This is a genomic window from Bacteroides sp. B1-V-101 (assembly GCF_023656585.1).
Classification (GTDB): domain Bacteria; phylum Bacteroidota; class Bacteroidia; order Bacteroidales; family Bacteroidaceae; genus Bacteroides; species Bacteroides thetaiotaomicron.
In genome coordinates this window covers 1-18,890 of sequence record NZ_JAMOKH010000065.1, presented here as the reverse complement: position 1 = coordinate 18,890, position 18,890 = coordinate 1, and the positions used below count along the sequence as shown (strand labels likewise).

At 37.9% G+C, this 18,890-nt stretch carries 12 protein-coding genes and 1 pseudogene; 12 read left to right on the top strand and 1 reads right to left on the bottom strand.

Features of this window, described 5'->3' with window-relative positions; genetic code table 11:
• A partial coding sequence (locus tag NBH01_RS25815) for a glutaminase domain-containing protein (RefSeq protein ID WP_250700363.1) occupies nucleotides 1-1,976 on the bottom strand: 1,976 nt, incomplete at its 3' end.
• A 306-nt stretch (nucleotides 1,977-2,282) separates the two neighbouring features.
• Between NBH01_RS25815 and NBH01_RS25810 the strand changes: the two genes are divergently transcribed.
• The 12 genes and pseudogenes from NBH01_RS25810 (at nucleotide 2,283) to NBH01_RS25755 (ending at nucleotide 18,303) form a co-directional block, all read left to right on the top strand.
• Nucleotides 2,283-2,474, top strand: a complete 192-nt coding sequence (locus tag NBH01_RS25810; RefSeq protein WP_147326379.1) for a hypothetical protein — start codon at nucleotides 2,283-2,285, stop codon at nucleotides 2,472-2,474.
• Between the two features lie 45 nt (nucleotides 2,475-2,519).
• Entirely contained in the window at nucleotides 2,520-3,803 is a 1,284-nt protein-coding gene (locus NBH01_RS25805; RefSeq protein WP_008763857.1) for a site-specific integrase, read from the top strand.
• Nucleotides 3,804-4,186: 383 nt separating this feature from the next.
• Nucleotides 4,187-4,792: pseudogene (locus NBH01_RS25800) on the top strand (DUF1793 domain-containing protein); the annotation flags it as partial.
• Nucleotides 4,793-4,913: 121 nt separating this feature from the next.
• Nucleotides 4,914-6,416 carry an IPT/TIG domain-containing protein gene (locus NBH01_RS25795; RefSeq protein ID WP_250700362.1) on the top strand — a complete coding sequence of 501 codons (1,503 nt, stop codon included), beginning with the start codon at nucleotides 4,914-4,916 and terminating at the stop codon, nucleotides 6,414-6,416.
• Nucleotides 6,417-6,443: 27 nt separating this feature from the next.
• On the top strand, nucleotides 6,444-9,569 hold the full coding sequence (locus NBH01_RS25790) for a SusC/RagA family TonB-linked outer membrane protein (protein WP_055220902.1): 3,126 nt from the start codon (nucleotides 6,444-6,446) through the stop codon (nucleotides 9,567-9,569).
• Between the two features lie 13 nt (nucleotides 9,570-9,582).
• Nucleotides 9,583-11,649, top strand: coding sequence for a RagB/SusD family nutrient uptake outer membrane protein (locus tag NBH01_RS25785; RefSeq protein WP_055220828.1), 2,067 nt, complete (start codon nucleotides 9,583-9,585; stop codon nucleotides 11,647-11,649).
• A 20-nt stretch (nucleotides 11,650-11,669) separates the two neighbouring features.
• Nucleotides 11,670-12,668, top strand: coding sequence for a DUF4973 domain-containing protein (locus tag NBH01_RS25780; protein ID WP_055220826.1), 999 nt, complete (start codon nucleotides 11,670-11,672; stop codon nucleotides 12,666-12,668).
• Nucleotides 12,669-12,751: 83 nt separating this feature from the next.
• Nucleotides 12,752-13,507 carry a polyphosphate polymerase domain-containing protein gene (locus tag NBH01_RS25775; RefSeq protein WP_055220900.1) on the top strand — a complete coding sequence of 252 codons (756 nt, stop codon included), beginning with the start codon at nucleotides 12,752-12,754 and terminating at the stop codon, nucleotides 13,505-13,507.
• 26 nt (nucleotides 13,508-13,533) lie between these two features.
• Nucleotides 13,534-14,205 (top strand): DUF4956 domain-containing protein, encoded by a 672-nt coding sequence (locus tag NBH01_RS25770; protein ID WP_234141763.1) that lies wholly within the window; start codon nucleotides 13,534-13,536, stop codon nucleotides 14,203-14,205.
• A complete protein-coding gene (locus tag NBH01_RS25765) occupies nucleotides 14,198-14,932 on the top strand; it encodes a DUF2490 domain-containing protein (RefSeq protein WP_234141762.1) in 735 nt (244 codons plus the stop codon). Before NBH01_RS25770 ends, NBH01_RS25765 begins: the two co-directional genes overlap by 8 nt.
• A 9-nt stretch (nucleotides 14,933-14,941) precedes the next feature.
• Nucleotides 14,942-16,813 (top strand): CotH kinase family protein, encoded by a 1,872-nt coding sequence (locus NBH01_RS25760; protein ID WP_225720203.1) that lies wholly within the window; start codon nucleotides 14,942-14,944, stop codon nucleotides 16,811-16,813.
• A gap of 11 nt (nucleotides 16,814-16,824) precedes the next feature.
• Complete coding sequence (locus tag NBH01_RS25755) at nucleotides 16,825-18,303, top strand: glycoside hydrolase family 76 protein (RefSeq protein WP_055220820.1); 1,479 nt, start codon at nucleotides 16,825-16,827, stop codon at nucleotides 18,301-18,303.
• Nucleotides 18,304-18,890 lie beyond the last annotated feature (587 nt).

Below are 18,890 nucleotides of genomic sequence, written 5' to 3'. Positions count from 1 at the left end.
GCATTATGAGCCCAATGACCGGCGAAGTCATCAGTGCATAATTGGTTCTCCGGGTCCTGTCCATACTCTACGAGATAGTTTGTCCAAGTAGTTAAGAGATCCCAATATTTTTTTACATAATCAGCATTCCCTTCGATTTTGCTAATAGCAGCAGCAAGAATTACCATGTTACCTCCTTCTTCAATTGGCATGTCACCTCCATACACTTGACCATTAGCAATAGGATAAGTCCCTAAATCGTGTGCTGGAAAAGGTTTGTTCCAACGACCGCTAGCACTATACTCAAAGATACTAGTCATCATAGCTTTCTGTAATTCAGGGTTATAAATCAAAAATAGTGGTGCGGATGGATAAGTTAGGTCTACTGTATTTACACAACCATTACTGTTGTTTTCTTTAGAGAACCATAACAAGTTACCTTCTTTATCAGTAAAGAGTTTATGAGCAGAGATCACTTGACGATAAGATGCCGAACAGATTTCTGCATATTTTTTGCCGCCTGCCTTTTCTGCATCGTCATAAATAAGTTCGTCAAAGGCGCGACAACGTTCCATAATAGCCTGATAGTTGTCTCTCAATTTTTCGAAAGCATCGAAGATAGTCACTTTGCCATCATGCTTCCAATAGCCCATACGCTTCTCGTACATATACTCAATAGAGTAAATGTCATCATAACCAAGCATCATGAATCCTTCTTTCCCGCTATTAGAGACAGAACCGAGATTGTGAACATATGCCATAGCCGGATTATCTTCCTCTTTACGAGTTGTCCATTTAGTCTTTGTAGTGGCTAATGTACCATTTTTCACGAATGATTCTTTCATTCCGTAATAGTCTCCCAAACTGACTGATTTACCTGATCCATTCGTACTAGCAAGATATGCATAGCCCCAATCAGCACAAATCAAGTCACCTCTTCGGTCACATATTGGTTGATCAATTGAACCTGCTTCTACATAACTGATACCGTTCTTTGATAAGGTACGAGCAACAGTAGGCTGGTTACTTTCATTAATAGCCAGTTCAGGAGTTGTCTCCATATAGAATTGTACATCATGAGTTTTTTTATCTAATGAACGTACACGATAAGAAACATAGTTTATAGGAGTTGACAATAAATCAAGATCATCAATCAATTGAGGAGCGGTAAACACGACATCAAGCTCTACAGGACCACAAGTGAAAGTATAGTAGGTGGAAGTAGCCAATACGTCTACAGATTTCTGAACTGCTTCATTTGCAAACTTAACAGCATTTTCCTTCTCACGAAACAATCCGAAATCGACATATGAACCACCTGTAGTATTGTGGCAATGGGCAGCGATTACGTTCTTACCTTTACGAAGTTTCTTTTTTGCTTCTTCTGAAAGTTTCAGATATACATTATTCTTCCAGACAAGTCCTGTAGAAACAAGCTTTTCCCCATTTAGATACAACTCAAATACATCATCATGAGAATAGATCAGATAAATATCTTCAGCGATATTCGGTTCATTAAAATCGAAAGTGCGACGAATGTAGATATCGGTATTGTCTCCTTTCCATTCTGTGTGAATACGTTCCATATCACGACTGCCAAACGCTGCTTTACCTTTCTTCCAATTGCTATCATCAAACTGAAATTCTTGCCATCCGTTTGCTGGTTGGCTGTTAGTGTACGCTGCTTCCCAACGTTCTACATTAGTCATAGGAGCAATAGGTACCAGATTAATTTTATCTTTCCCCAAAAAACGATATACTTTTCCGTCAACACGCAGAGCACCCAATAAAGGTTTCTTCGCACTTGTCCAATGCTCTGTACTACCTTCCATTAATTTATCATAGGGTGACCAGATCGAGAAATAAGGATCTGAAACGATAATAGGCACCGACGGAGCACGTAGCGCTATATCTTTTGCAGGTTTTAATAAGTCAACGGTCTGGGCATTTGCCAACAAGCCGACTGAAAGAGCCATTATGGCTAGCAATTTCTTCATAAATATTTGCTTTAAATTAATCTTCAAATCCAAGGTTATCCATCCATCAATCTTATTTACCTCATAAAAAAACAAGCCCTAAGTATTCTTTTAAATCCACTTTTTACCTTAATACTATCTCACCTTTGAATAATTGCAATCTTTATACCCGTTTTCCTATACCTTATAATATATAATACCAGTACTGTCATATTTAGGATGAAATGTTATGGAGAAGCGGCTAACAAATTGTGTATTTCTAGCAAATATCGAGCTTTAACAAACTCTTTATTTTCCATAGTATCTCATCTTTGATGACACAAAATAATGGAATTAATAGAAGAAACAAGGAAAATCTGTGTTCAAGAAAGGACAAAATCTATTCTTTTTTGGATTTCAAACGTTCTTTTAACATACGAAACAGGGGTTCTGACGCTGTTTGAGCAGTATTTATCCTTTTTTGAGCAGATTTTATCCTTACCACCTCAAAATGAAGGTCTATTAATTGATGACTTCTAACTTTAACAAAAGAGATATTGGTCATTTCAGATAGCTTTCGTAAATTTGCAACACGAATGCAATACTGATTATACCATCGCAAAATATATACCATATATTAAACCCAAGTATGTTACCCAAGAGGGAACTACTGTCCTTTATGTTCGATATAATTACAATCGGAACAAGCGTACGCTTATCTCTACCGGATACAATATCAAACCGGAACATTGGGATGCAAAAAGGAAATGGATTAAGCGTGCATGTCCCCATTATGAAGAAATTGATGCCTGCTTGATTAAGATAACATCTAAACTCGGTGATATTCTCACTTATGCAAAAGTGAACGGCATAGATCCGACAGTTGATTTTGTCTTGCTTGAATTAGAAAAGAACAGGGAATATGATCTGCGTCCTAATCGAGTAGATATGTTTGATGCATTAGAACGATATATAGTGGAAAAAGCACCATCCGTCTCTGCAGATCAAATAAAAGACTATCGAACACTCCGCAAGCATCTGACCGCCTTCAAAGAATACTCATCACAACCTGTAACATTCCGCAATTTGAATCTGACATTTTACAACGAGTTTATGGATTATCTATTTCATAAAGTAGTAAAACCAAACGGAACCGTAGGGCTGCTCACCAATTCCGCAGGAAAAATCATACGTTTGTTGAAAGGCTTTGTTAATTATCAAATAGTAAAAGGAATTATTCCACCGATTGACCTAAAGAACTTCAAAGTTGTAGAGGAGGAAACTGATGCTATTTATCTGAATGAAAAGGAGCTGGCTGCAATATACGAACTTGATTTATCAGATGATAAGCAATTGGAAGAAATACGGGATGTATTCATTACCGGGTGTTTCACAGGATTACGATACAGTGACCTTTCAACTCTAAGTCCTGAGCATATTGATTTGGATAATGAGAATATAAATCTCAAACAGCGGAAGGTACACAAGGCTGTAGTGATTCCCATGATTGATTATGTGCCTGAAATTCTTAAAAAGTATAATTATGATTTGCCTAAAATCCCACGATACATGTTTAATGAGAGAGTCAAAGAGTTGGGGCGGAAGATAAAATTGAGCCAGAAGATTGAAGTTGTCCGCAGGAAAGGTAAAGAGCGAGAAAAGAGGATATATGAGAAATGGGAAATGATCTCTTCCCACACCTGTCGGCGATCGTTTTGTACAAACATGTATCTATCTGGTTTTCCTGCAGCAGAACTAATGCGTATATCCGGACATAAAAGTCCATCTGCGTTTATGCGATATATTAAAGTGGATAATCAGCAGGCTGCTAAAAGACTAAAAGAGTTGCGTGCCAAATTAGCCAGATGAATTCCTTAGGAGATAAAACTATAATCATTTTTAGGATAAGACACAACACGTTAGTTTCCATTCCAAGAAATTACAGGAAACTCTAAGTTGTTGATATCTAACCATATAAAACACAGTAATGTTATAGAGTTTATGTTCATGTCCAAACAGATATGCTTCATTCTTACATCGTTAGAGCATTTAGACAGATGAAAATAAAGTTTTTAAATAAATCTATAAGGAACTGCTATTCTAATATATAAGACAAGTATTTCATACTTCCTATAATTCTTTTCTTTCTGTAACTTATTTATTCATGTATAATACATAGAATTACAATACAAACGCAATACAATTCAATCGTAATCCATTAATTAAGAGGATATTAATGTATTTACGGGTCGTTTGGACAGGACCCGGAAAATCAACTTTGTACAGATGATTTTGCAGGCCATTGGGCCCATAATGCCAATCTTTCAATAAAAGCGATTATGGGTGTAGCCGGATATAGTGAAATAGCCCGTATACTCGGATTAAACAGTGTAGCAGAGAGATACGCTGACATAGCTAAAAAAATGGCGATGAAATGGGAAAAAATGGCAAATGAAGGTGACCATTATCGCCTCGCTTTCGACCGCAATAATACTTGGAGTCAAAAGTATAATATTATCTGGGATAAGATGTGGAATTTAAATATATTCCCTAATAATGTAATCAGTAAAGAAATCAACTACTATCTGACAAAGCAGAATCTATATGGCTTACCATTAGATTCCCGCAGAGATTACACAAAATCCGACTGGATTATGTGGACAGCAGCCATGTCGCCAAACCGTGAAATTTTTGAGAAGTTTGTAGATCCTCTTTATAAATACATCAATGAAACTACTTCACGTGTACCTATCAGTGACTGGCATGATACCAAAACTGGCAGAATGACTGGATTTAAGGCACGTTCCGTAATTGGAGGATATTGGATACAAGTGTTAATGGATAAGATGAATCATTAAAAATATGGACAATAAGTCGAAAGAATACTTTTTCGCATGGATGAATCATTTCAGCATAATACACAAGAGATTAGTAATGAACCAACAATATAATATTTTATTAATCATTAATTTTTTACGTATGAAAAAAAACAAAATCATGAAAGACTACTGGCGGGTATGCTGGATGGCATTACTGTTAGTTACTCTATTCTTCGGAAGTTGTAGTGATGACAATGACAGCAACGGAGATTCAGACAATGCAGCATTTGATCCGAATATTCCGGTTCAAGTAAGTGGTATTAATCCGACTACGGGGGGATTCGGGCAGCGATTAGTTATATCAGGAGAAAATTTTGGTAATGATCCGTCTATTGTGAATGTCTTTGTCGGTGGGAAAAAAGCTATCGTAATCAATGTAAAAAACCATTCGATCTACTGCTTGGTACCTTCACAGGCTTATTCCGGAGAAATCGAAGTACAAATATCCAATGGCGACAATCCGGTAGTATCTACTATCGCAGAGACCAAGTTCGAATATGTGCGAAAACAGTTAGTGAGTACATTATGTGGTTCGCGTAGAGATGACGGTGGGTACGATACAAAAGATGGTCCATTTAATGATTGTGGTGCATTTGGTTCCCCAAACTGGTTAGAATTTGACCCTAAATATCCCCATTTAGTATACGTTGCAGCCGATAGAGGTGCAGGTGATGAGAATGAAGGAAACGGTAATATGCGTATTCTCGACCTCAACAACCAATATGTAGGAACGGCTCTTACAGAAGGTGACATGGGAGGTACTAACCGCGGACGTGCACTTGCCTTTTTTGATGAAAACCACATGGCTGTGGCAGTTGATCAAGGAGACGAACTGAGAGCAGCTGTGTATGGTTTCACGCGTAATAGAGAAGCTCCACAAGCAGGAGATCATAACTACAAAATGTGGGGCAATAGATTAGCATTAGTTAATTTTAAAGAGTGTAATACCGTTGCTTTCCACCCAGTGGATGGTGACATGTACTTTAATAGTTATAACAAAGGGCAATTTTTTAAAGTAGATAAAAAACAAATTCAAGAAATATTTGATGGTACACGTACAACTCCCGCAGATAAAGAAGTTCTTTTCCAAATGGATAACGGATGGGAATATAATATCCGTATACATCCGACCGGGAATTATGCATACATTGTATCTATTAACAAGCACTATATTCAACGTACAAATTATGATTGGGCTAGCAAAAGATTCGTAACTCCTTATATTATTGCCGGAACTGCTGAAAGAGCTGATTATGTGGATGGAATCGGTACGAGTGCTCGTTTTCATAATCCCTACCAAGGTGTATTTGTAAAGAATCCTAATTATGCAGGACAAGAAGATGAGTACGACTTTATTCTTTGTGACAAATTGGGACAATGTATTCGTAAAATAACTCCACAGGGAAAAGTTACTACGTTTGCAGGTCGCGGAAGTGCTAGCTTAAATAATAATCCGTGGGGATATGTAGATGGAGACTTACGCCAGGAAGCACGTTTCGACCGTCCGAAGGGTATAGCCTACGATGAAGCAACCGATACATATTATATCGGTGATGGTTCAAATCGTCGTATCCGTAAAATTGCTTACGAAGGAGAAGAATAACTAATGATTAAAACGCACATGAATAATATGAAAAAATATTTATCATTATGTATCATGCTGTTGTGCCTTTGTTCAACGGTTATGGCACAGCAAGAAAAAATTGTTGTGAAAGGTGTTGTAACAGACGAAAACAAAGAACCATTGATCGGTGTTAATGTTAGTGTAAAGGACATGCCCGGTTTAGGTTCAATCACAGATATGAACGGCCATTACTCCATAATTATGGAACCTTATCGACAGTTAGTTTTTACATACATCGGTTATGAATCGAAAGAAATAATGGTCAAAGAACAGCGTACAATAAACGTTGTTATGAAAGAAAGCGTGATAAGAGCTGTAGATGAGGTTGTAATTACCGGTACAGGAGTTCAGAAAAAACTAACACAAACAGGGGCTATTACAACAGTAGATGTAGGTCAACTGAAACATAATCCATCTTCTAGTATTGTCAATGCATTGGCTGGTAATGTCCCAGGCATTATGGCACGTCAAACTTCCGGGCAACCAGGCAAAAATATATCGGAGTTCTGGATACGCGGTATATCTACGTTTGGTGCAAACTCATCTGCCTATGTATTAGTTGATGGCTTTGAACGAAGTATGGACGAGATCAATATTGAAGATGTCGAAACATTTACAGTACTAAAAGATGCTTCGGCTACAGCTATTTATGGTTCAAAAGGTGCTAATGGGGTAGTATTAATCACCACTAAACACGGAAAAGCCGGAAAAATCAAAATTGATGCCAAAGTAGAAACAACCTATAATACAAGAACTGTAACTCCTAAATTTGAAGACGGATTTTCTTATGCTAGCCTAATGAATGAATCTCGAATAACTCGTAACAACGAAGCTGTATATAAACCGGAAGAGTTAGACATCTTGCGTTTAGGGTTGGATACAGACCTTTATCCTAATGTAGACTGGATGGATTTACTCTTAAAAGAGGGTGCGTGGCAATATCGAGCAAATATGAATATGAGTGGAGGTGGAACAACAGCTCGTTATTTCGTTTCAGCTAGCTATGTGAAAGAGAATGGTATGTATAATACAGATGAATCCTTAAAAGATGATTATAACACTAATGCAGCTTACCATCGCTGGAACTATCGATTAAATACGGATATTGACATTACAAAGACAACCTTATTAAAAGTTGGAGTAGCAGGTTTCTTATCCAAACGCAATAGTCCGGGATTAGGTGATGGTGAAGTTTGGGGGGAACTTTTTGGATATAATCCAATTAAGACTCCTGTTGTATATTCTAACGGATACATACCCGCTATCGGAACCGGTAATAAAACGAACCCATGGGTTGCTGCAACTCAAACCGGATTCAATGAAAACTGGACAAATAATATTGAGACAAATGTTTCTTTGGAACAAAACTTCGATTTTATCACAAAAGGACTAAAATTTGTCGGACGTTTTGGTTATGACAGTAACAATCAAAATACTATCCGTCGCCTGAAATGGCCAGAACAATGGTTAGCAGAACGTGCCAGAGATCCGGAAACAGGTGATTTAAGATGGAAAAAGATCAGTGGTTCTCAAAACATGAAGCAAGAAAGCAGTTCAAGCGGAAATCGTCGGGAATTCCTAGATATGATGTTAAATTGGGATCGTGCTTTTGGAGCTCACCATCCTAGTGCTACGATAAAGTACACACAAGACTCTTACATTCAGACACAAAATTTAGGAGAAGATTTGAAAACCGGTATTAGCAAACGTAATCAGGACTTAGCCGGACGTGTAGCTTATAATTGGAATTATCGCTATTTTATTGACTTTAATTTCGGTTATAATGGAAGTGAGAACTTTGCTAAAGGTGATCGTTTTGGTTTTTTCCCAGCATTTTCTCTTGCATGGAATATTGCGGAAGAACCGTTTATCAAAAATCACATGAAATGGATGAATATGTTTAAAGTCCGTTTCTCTTATGGTAAAGTAGGTAATGATAATGTTGGAACGCGTTTCCCATATCTTTATACTATTGCAGACCGTTATAAAAACGGAGATAATGAAATAGTTTATGGTGGATATGATTGGGCACAATATCCTTCAAGTTATTCATTTGGCGGTCTAGGATTTGCAGATGTAGCGTCCAATGGTATTACTTGGGAGGTTGCTGAAAAGAAAGACTTAGGTGTAGACCTTGCATTGTTCAATGATAAATTTACTGCAACTATCGATTATTTCGATGAAAAACGTACCGGAATCTATATGGTCCGTAATTATTTACCCCAGATTGTCGGATTAAACGGGCATAATCCAGCTGCCAATGTAGGTGCTGTAAGTTCTAAAGGTTTTGATGGTCATTTCTCATACAAACAGAGAATCAATGATGTAAACTTGACTGTACGTGGTAACATCACTTATAGCAAGAACGAAGTACTGGAAAGGGATGAAGAGAATAATGTATATGCCTATCAGATGCAAAGAGGCTATCGTGTGGACCAATGTAAGGGATTAATAGCAGAAGGATTATTCAAAGATTACGACGATATCCGCAATAGCCCGACACAAAGTTGGGGAAAAGTGCAACCTGGAGATATTAAGTATAGGGATGTTAATGGTGATGGTGTAATTAATGACGGAGACCAGGTAGCTATTGGTGCAACTAGTCGTCCAAATCTGATTTACGGTTTAGGTGCATCTGCTGTTTGGAAAGGTTTGGATATAAATGTTCACTTTCAAGGTGCTGGTAAATCAACATTTTTCACGTATGGTAAATGTGTATGGGCCTTTACGGAAGGTGAATGGGGAAATATTTTTAAAGGAATGTTGGACAATCGTTGGGTAGATGCTGATACAGCCGAAACATTAGGTATTCCAGCTAATGAAAATCCCAATGCTTCGTACCCTCGTTTGAGCTATCAAGGTGATAATGCAAGCAGTAATAACTACCGGAACTCTACTTTCTGGTTGAAAAATGGTCGTTACCTTCGATTAAAAACGATTGATGTGGGTTATACACTCCCCAAATCAATTGTTAACAAGCTGCACTTTAATAATATTCGTCTATTTTTAGTTGGAACGAATCTATTGACATGGTCTAGTTTCAAGACTTGGGATCCAGAAATGGGAGATCCTAGAGGTGAATCATATCCATTAACAAAATCAGTAACGATGGGTATAAGCGTTAATTTATAAAATAATAGAAAACATGAAGAAAAAACTATATATTCTATTGATATCAGTTTTAGGATTAGGCATGCAGTCCTGTTCTGACTATTTGGACTCTGATTATATTTTTAAAGATCGGGAAACGATTGAAAAGGTTTTCACGGACAGAGATAAAACAGAAGCCTGGTTAGCAAATGCGTTCAGTTATTTAAGCGATGCTTGTGCTGATGTTTGTAACAAAAGACGTACTCCACATTGTTTTGCAGATGATATGTATTATGGTGATGATGACGGTTCCATACAAGAGTCAAAAGATGGTGAGTTGTCATATAATGAATTTAAAGAAGGATTGTATGATGAGAACACCAAACAAGAAATGTGGGAAAGATGTTATCAGGGAATCCGACAAGCTACTATTTTTATTCAGTATGTTGACATGAACGATAAGTTTGAAAGCGAAGCCGAACGGCTTGATTATAAAGCACAAGCCCGCTTTGTCAGAGCTTATTACTATTGGTTGTTGCTTCGTAGATATGGTCCGGTACCTTTATTACCTGATAACGGACTTGATTATGACGCATCCTACGATGAACTGGCTACTCCACGTGCACCTTATGAACAGATTGCTGATTATATCAGTCAGGAAATGGCTTTGGCTGCTAAGGATCTGGCTCTAACAAGAGGCCAGAACTCTGCTGCCCGTCCAACTCGTGGAGCTGCTTTATCTGCCCGTGCATTAGCGTTGCTTTATGCTGCTAGCCCACTAGCTAATGGTAACAACGATGAATTCGCTCAACTATTAGTAGATGACAAAGGTAATCGTTTACTTTCTCCTGAATATAGTGAGGAAAAATGGGCTAAGGCTGCTGCTGCCGCTAAAGATGTAATGGAACTGGGGGTATATGAATTATATACGGCCGATAGACGTACAACAGATTCACCGGCAGAACCGGCAACAATCAACCCTCCATATCATGAAGTATACAGCAATACTAACTACCCCGAAGGTTGGAAAGATATCGACCCGTTCGAGTCTTACCGGTCTGTATTCAATGGTCAAATAGATATTTTAAGTAATCCTGAATTAATCTTTAGTCGAGGTAGAAATATTGGAGGACAAAGTATCAGAGATATGGTAGTTCATCAGTTACCCCTCACTGCCACTGGATGGAATACAAGTGGACTGACACAAAAGATTGTGGATGCTTACTATATGAACGACGGAAGCAATTGTCCGGGTATGAATTCTGAATATGCAAATGTACCAGAATATAATAACATTCATCGTTTAGATAGTCGTCCACGTGCAACAGGTTTCACTTCTACTGCAGAGGAACATAAGCCACTTGCAGCTGGAGTTTCCTTACAATATGCCGATCGGGAACCACGCTTCTATGCTTCTGTTGCATATAACGGAGCGTATTGGTATCTAGGCAATGAAAAAGAAATAGTAGATAGAAATAAACAAATATTCTATTATCGTGGGAAAAGAGATGGATATAATGCAGGCATGTTCTGGCTACGCACAGGTATAGGTATTATGAAGTATGTTCATCCTGATGACACTTATCAAAATAACAATATCGATAACCTTCGATATAAGCCGGAGCCGGCAATTCGTTATGCGGACATTTTGTTGATGTATGCTGAAGCCATCAATGAAGTGAGTGAAGGTACATATGATATTCCATCCTGGGACGGCACCAAAACTCATTCGATTCATCGTTCGGTTGCCGAAATGAGAAAAGGAATTAAACCTGTACGTATGCGTGCCGGTGTACCCGACTTCGATAATAATATATATGCAGACAAAGATATCTTCCGTATCTATCTAAAACGCGAACGACAAATAGAATTGATGGGAGAAGGAAAGCGTTACTACGACATCCGTCGTTGGAAAGATGCGAGAGTGGAAGAGGCAATACCCGTTTATGGTTGTAATACACTTATGACAGAATCAGATCGAGAGATGTTCCATACACCAATTGCTGTCTGGAACTTGTCCGCTACATTCTCTGACAAAATGTGGTTCTGGCCAATCTCACATAGAGAATTGAAACGTAATAAGCGTCTGACACAGAATCCGGGTTGGACTTACAATGATTAATTTATAACATGGGAACAAATATGAAAGGAATATATACTTTATTATTTTCACTAATTGCATTAGTGATGTTCAGTGCTTGTAATGACGAATGGAAAGAAGAGCAGTTTGAGCACTATATTTCATTCAAAGCACCGATTAACAGCAATGGAGTAACTAGGATTAATCTATCTTATAGCGAAACGGGAAAAACAACTTACAGACTACCTATCCTTGTCAGCGGATCAACTAAAAATGATCGTGATATAACTGTAAAAATCGGAATTGATACGGATACTTTACGTACACTTAACATTGCTCGTTTTTCCAGTCGCGAAGATCTTTGGTATAGAGAAATGCCAGCTAAACATTACTCTTTTCCTGAAACCGTACAAATTAAAGCAGGAGAAAATGTGGCCTATCTCGATATAGAGTTTGATTTGACTGGGCTGGACTTAGTTGATAAGTGGGTATTACCATTAACTATTGAAGATGCACCAAATGATGAATACAAACCGAATTATCGTAAACATTACCGCAAAGCATTACTTCGTATCATGCCTTTTAATGATTACTCTGGTACATATGGTGGTACTAATCTTCAAGGAAAGTTGGTTGATGCAGGTGCAGGAGAAAATGAGCCGTTAGTGAAAAGTCAAATAACGACTTATGCTATTGATGATGAGACTATATTTTTCTATGCAGGTACAATTGACGAAAGCCGTCAAGATCGTAGAAATTACAAAATCATAGCCCATTTCATTCCAAATACTAATATAGTGGAGTTAACGAGTGATAACGCCGAAAACAATGGATTCAAAATAAATACTCAAGCTAGTAGCTATATTGAAGAAGAAATGGATGCTGTACGTCCCTATTTATTAAAACGTACTATTATGATTCGTGATGTTGACTATGAATTTGAAGATTATACTTTAGCGCCGGGAGCCAGAATAAAGTTTCGGTTTGAAGGTACTATCTCCATGCAGCGCAACATTAATACTCAGATACCTGATAAAGACCAGGCTATCGAATGGGATTAATACGATGCTAATTTAAAAAAGAAGGGAAGGAAACTTTAACCTTGAAGTTACCTTCCCCTTTTTATTCTAATACTATCTTTAACATGACCGAGATTCTGCAGATACTCAAGGAATATATTCCTATATCTTTGGAGGAAATGAGTGGCATAAAGTTGATGAATCGTACTGATACCAAATATGTCACCTCTTACCAAATATTAAAAGAGATACTTCTTGTTGCCAGACATGATTACCGCGTTCAAGAAGTGAACGGTGAATACAATATTGCTTATCATACAATCTATTTAGACACACCAGATCGTGATATGTATGTAACTCATCAGAGTGGACGTATCGTACGAGAGAAAATTCGCATACGCACGTACGTAAACTCAGATCTCACATTTTTGGAAGTAAAAAATAGAAATAATAAAGGAAGAACAGACAAAAGGAGAATCCGCATCGGGAGTATTGAAAGTATCAAAGAAGACGGCGGGGATACATTTTTACGTCAACATGCATGGTATGATCAATCACAACTTCTGCCTTTGCTTGAAAGCTCATTTCACCGTATTACACTTGTTAATAATCATAAAACAGAACGCCTCACAATTGATACAGGAGTTGAATTCCGTTGCTTACAAAGCGGAAAAATATCAAGTTTGGATAACATAGTTATCATTGAACTAAAACGAGATGGACACACATTTTCACCTATTAAAGAGATACTACATAAACTACATATACAATCTTCCGGATTTTCCAAATATTGTATAGGGTCAGCACTTACAGTATCACATTTAAAATGCAATCGGCTGAAACCAAAGTTGCGCATGCTGAATAAAATGGGAGTATATTAATAATCAATATAAAAACATACTTATATATGGATGAATTAGATTTTCTTGATATAATAGAAACTCCACTCATAGACGGTGGTGACTTTTTGCAGTTATTGCTGCGTTTTGGCTTCAACTTCTTGGTAACAGGCATTATTATTCACCTTTTCTATTATCCAAAGAGCAAGCGAAGAGATTATCACTTCACCTTCACATTAATAAGTATCAGCATTTTCTTGATGATATTTCTGCTGGGTAGTGTAAAGTTAAAGGTAGGATTTGCTCTCGGTTTATTTGCTATTTTCGGTATCATCCGTTATCGGACTGAGTCCATGCCTGTACGAGAGATGACTTATCTGTTTGCCATTATCGCCATATCAGTAATAAACGCGTTGGGCGTGGAAGTAAACTATGGCGGACTAATAGGAGCTAATTTATTGTTTGTATTATGTATCTGGTTGTGTGAGAGTAATCGGTGGCTAAAGCATGTTTCATGTAAACTGATACTCTACGATCGAATCGAACTTATCAAATCCTCGTGTGAACAAGAATTGATTGCAGATATTAAAGCGCGTACCGGACTGAAAATTATTCGGGTGGAAGTTGGGTACATTGACTTTCTTCACGATGCCGCCATGCTTAAAATCTATTATGAACCGATGACAAATGAGATAAATACGATTGATACATTAACCAAAATACCACGTGGAAATGAATAAGAAACTTTTTTTGGCAGGTTTGTTTTGTCTTGTATCTTTTGCTTTACAAGCACAAAAAGACGATTTGGGTCTATGGACCAGTGTGGGGATGGAAAAAAGATTATTCCGGAACTTTGATATTTCGCTGGAAGGAGAGTTCCGTTCACGTGACAAGTTAAGCGAAGTGGGACGTTGGTCGGGATCGGCAGGCATGGCATATAAAATAACAAACTGGCTGAAAGCCGCAACAGCATACACTTACATCTATTATAATCACCCTTCTGAAATTACAAACAAAGGAAATGTTATCCCTGAATATTGGCAACCCAAACACCGTTTCTATTTCCAACTAACGGGAAAAGTGAGTTTAAGTAGATTCACATTCTCACTTCGGGAACGTTGGCAATATACCTATCGCCCCAGTCAGTCTATATCAAAGTTTGATGGTGACGATGGTAGTCTTAAAGACGATGAATACGTGAAAGGTAAAGGAAAGAACGTGCTTCGTTCTCGTCTGCAAGCAACATACAATATACCTAAATGTAGTCTCACTCCTTACGCTTCGTGTGAATTGACTCATTTGCTTAGCGATAAAGGGGCGATTGACAAAACACGCTGGACCTTAGGTGTAGAATGGAAGTTGAGCAAACACCACGGACTTGATTTTTACTATTTGTATCAGAACCATGCAGATGAGGATGAAGCAAATGGACATGTGATTGGCGCAGGATATACATTTAAATTTTAGATCTGTATTATGAATCTTTATAAAATACTACCGGCTTTATTGATTTTAAGTCTGCTTGCAGCCTGTTCTTCAGATAAGGAAAACGATGTATACACTACTTTACCATTTTCTCTATCCATTTATCAAGTGGCAATGACGATAGAAGGCGGTGAACAAGAAGTCAACGTATCTTCAGGCGGCGCATGGCAATCAAGTATACATTGCGATTGGATGACGCTCTCACCTTCTTCCGGAGGGATAGGTATCACTAAGGTTCGAATCAAAGTTAAAGAAAATACTTCCGGTTTGCCAAGAAATGGACGGATTGCAATCATCTCGGGAAAAGAAGAAAAAGGAATTACCGTTATGCAATCGTCTATAGAGGGAGAAGAAGATTATCTTCGCTTGTTGAATCTGACTATCGACGGAGTAACTACAGCTGTGGATTATGTGAACAATTCGTATTATCTACCTATAGATATGGATGCTGCACAACCTGCAAAGGTCAAAGTTGAGTTTGGCGGCATCGGAGTCGATTTTATCAAGATCGGAGATAAGAAAATTAAGTCGGGCGAAAATATAGCACTGAGCCTGAATCCCGGACAAAATATAGAAATGGAAGCAGGTAACAATACTATTGATAAAATCAGGTCTTGTCGATTGATTGTAACTGGTGTTCCCGTGATTGAGATCTCTGCTCCTGAAGGTATTGAGGATGAGAATAAACGCCCGTGTGACATAGTGCTGACTGATCCTAAACGGCGCACCAACAACTCTGTCTTACGATTTGAGAGCTATGCCGGTATCGAGTTTCGTGGAGCAGGAGCTTTACGTTATGCCAAGAAGTCTTTCAGTTTTAAATTGAAAAACCGTCAAACGAATGAAAATCAAGACGCAAGACTATTGGGCATGAGAGAAGATCAATCATGGATACTGGATGCTATGTGGCTAGATTGTAGCAAAATGCGTAATCGTGTTTGTTTTGATCTTTGGAACGATTTCAACACTTTATATTATAGTAATACAGAACCCGAGGCTGTGAATGCTACACATGGCTATCCTGTCGAAATGATCTTGGACGGAGCTTACCATGGTTTGTATATTTTAAGCGATCGTATCGATCGTAAGCAGTTGAAACTGAAAAAGAAAGGTGGTTATCTCTATAAGGGTAAGGAATGGACGGATGAGTGTAAACTACAAGGAATCAATACTCCATATAGTAACTCCAAACAGACATGGCAGGGTTTTGAGTCCGATTATCCGGACGAGGTGGGTGAAATCGAATTTAAATATCTTTCTGATCTCATCCAGTTCTTCGCTGTAGCATCAAAAGAAGAATTTGCCGCCCAATATGAAGAGCGACTGGATATTTCCTCTCTGATTGATTATTTTATCTTTATTAATCTGCTGTCAGCTTATGATAACACAGGACGAAATGTTTTTTGGGGTATATACAATGTAAATCTCACTTTATTACCCAAGTTCATTATTCAGCCCTGGGACTTGGATGGTACATTGGGACGCACTTGGGATACCATCAAACTTGATCCCGAAAAAGGTCTTGGTTTTGACAACGGGCTAATACTCCGTAATGATGCCGGTTCCAAATACTTCCGCCCCTTTGAGAGAATTATGAACGAGAACCCGAACAATATCAAACGCCAGATATACGAACGCCTGATGGCGGTTAAAGATAATGTTCTCAGCCCGGCAAACCTGGCTTCTAAAGTAGATTACTATAAAAGACAGATTGTGGAATCAGGTGCATTGGAACGAGATCGCCAACGGTGGACAGGATATTCCATGTATGGATATGCTAATCCCGAAGAGGAAGCAGAATACATAAAGTCTTGGTATATTGCAAGACTGAAATATTTGGAAACAATCTTTAATAACTTCTAAAGCTTTATATTATGAAACAATTCGCACAGACCTATTATTTACTTCAATTCATAATTTGCTTAATATTCCTGTTTATCTCCTGCGGGGAAGGAGGAAACGATAATTACTCGGAGGCAAATGATGAAAGGAACAAGGAACCTGAAATAACAGTTTCTCCAGTAACTAACTTGGAGGCAAAATCTACACAAATCGCTAATCAACTACTGATCACATGGCAAAATCCGAATACCCCTAATTTACTCGGTGTAGAACTTTCTTATTTGCAAAAGAATGGCGATACACATAACGGGAAACAAATTATTCAAGGAGCAGCTGGGAAAACAGGAAACTATACATTCCAATTGCCACAGTACGGAACATATGAAATTTCTGCCATAGCAATAGATAACTATGGTCATCGTTCGTCAGCAGTAACAGTAATTGCTACACCTGCTGAAACCACTGTTCCTTTTTCTTGGGCAACTCTTGCCGACAGTTGCACATATGTCTTAATAGAGCAATTCATGAATAAAAGTAAAGGTACATTTTGGAGTACACCCAAAGATATATCGAACGAATCGGCTTATATCTACTGGCAACAAGCGCATGCTATGGATGTAGTGATTTACTCTTATAAACGTATTAAAGACACAAATACGCAATTGGCTGCTACTTACCGCACTTATTTTGAACGCTGGTATGCCAACCACGCTAACAATTACCACCGTAATCCATCAGATGAAACCGGCTTCCTAAATGACTTTACTGATGACATGTGCTGGATTTGCCTTACTCTGATACATCTCTCCGAGGCAACAGGCGATGAAAAATTTGCGCAAACCGCTAAAATTGTATACGACAAATACATTATTACTCGAGCATGGACAGATGATAAAGGTACGGGACTTCCATGGAATACCACCCAAAACGACCGTAATGCTTGCACTAATTCTCCAGGTTGTCTGGTAGCTGCTAAACTCTATCAACGATATGGAGATGGAAATTATTTATCTGATGCAAAGAAGTTGTACGAGTATGTGATCAACAATTCGTACAATGCCGATGGACGAGTGGAGGAACCACCTCTGACTTATACACAGGGAACATTTGGAGAAGCCTGTCGCCAACTATACCATATCACACAAGAAAGTAAATACATGGACAAAGCAAAACAAGTGATCAACTATGCCGCTACAAGCGATCGTTGCTTACGAAATGGCATTTTACGTGACGAAGGCAGCAGTATGGACCAAAGTATTTTTAAGTCTGTTTATATTCCATATGCAGTGAACCTTGCATTAGACGAGGCATCTGGTTCTATAGGCAAACATTTGATAACCTTTCTGAAAAATAATGCTGAAACTTTGCGCATGAATTTGAATCATGCGGCTTACCCAGCGATGTATTGCAACTATTGGTGGGGTGAAATGTGGAAATCCAGTGAACCAGCTTCAATGGGAGCACAAGTAAGCGGGGCTTCGCTGATGGAGGGGATAGCCAGGCTAGAATAATCTTGGTTGGTATTTACAGGAATACCTCTTTAACTTTATAGAAATAGATTTTCCCACATTAAGAGAAAATCTATTTCTATAAAGCATGAATGTTATATGAATAAGAATGAGGAGTATTCCTATAAATATGCAATTAGTAAATAGCAGCAAATTCAAAAGAATCTAACCATTTATTTCAAGTAGCACTTTTATTTTTCTACCACAAAAATCTATTTCTTCAAAATTTCAATTCCATTAGACTTCTGCTATAAGTATCTTTTAAACATTTTGCCCAAATTAATAAAATAGTTCAATTACTTATTTTCCCCTATTATCATAATTAAAAATGTCATAGTCAGCATTAATCTCATTTGTAAGATTATACTTAAATATATCCAATTTGAACTATAACTAAATTACTCCTCTATTTTCTTGATAAAAAAACAATTGGAAACATAAGAAAAATCTTCTTTTTACAACACAAATACAATATCAATCGATGTAACTTTCTTATTTATAGAATATTAGACAGGATATCTACGGTTTGGACAGGACCCGGAGAACCAATTATGCACTGATGACTTCGCCGGTCATTGGGCTCATAATGC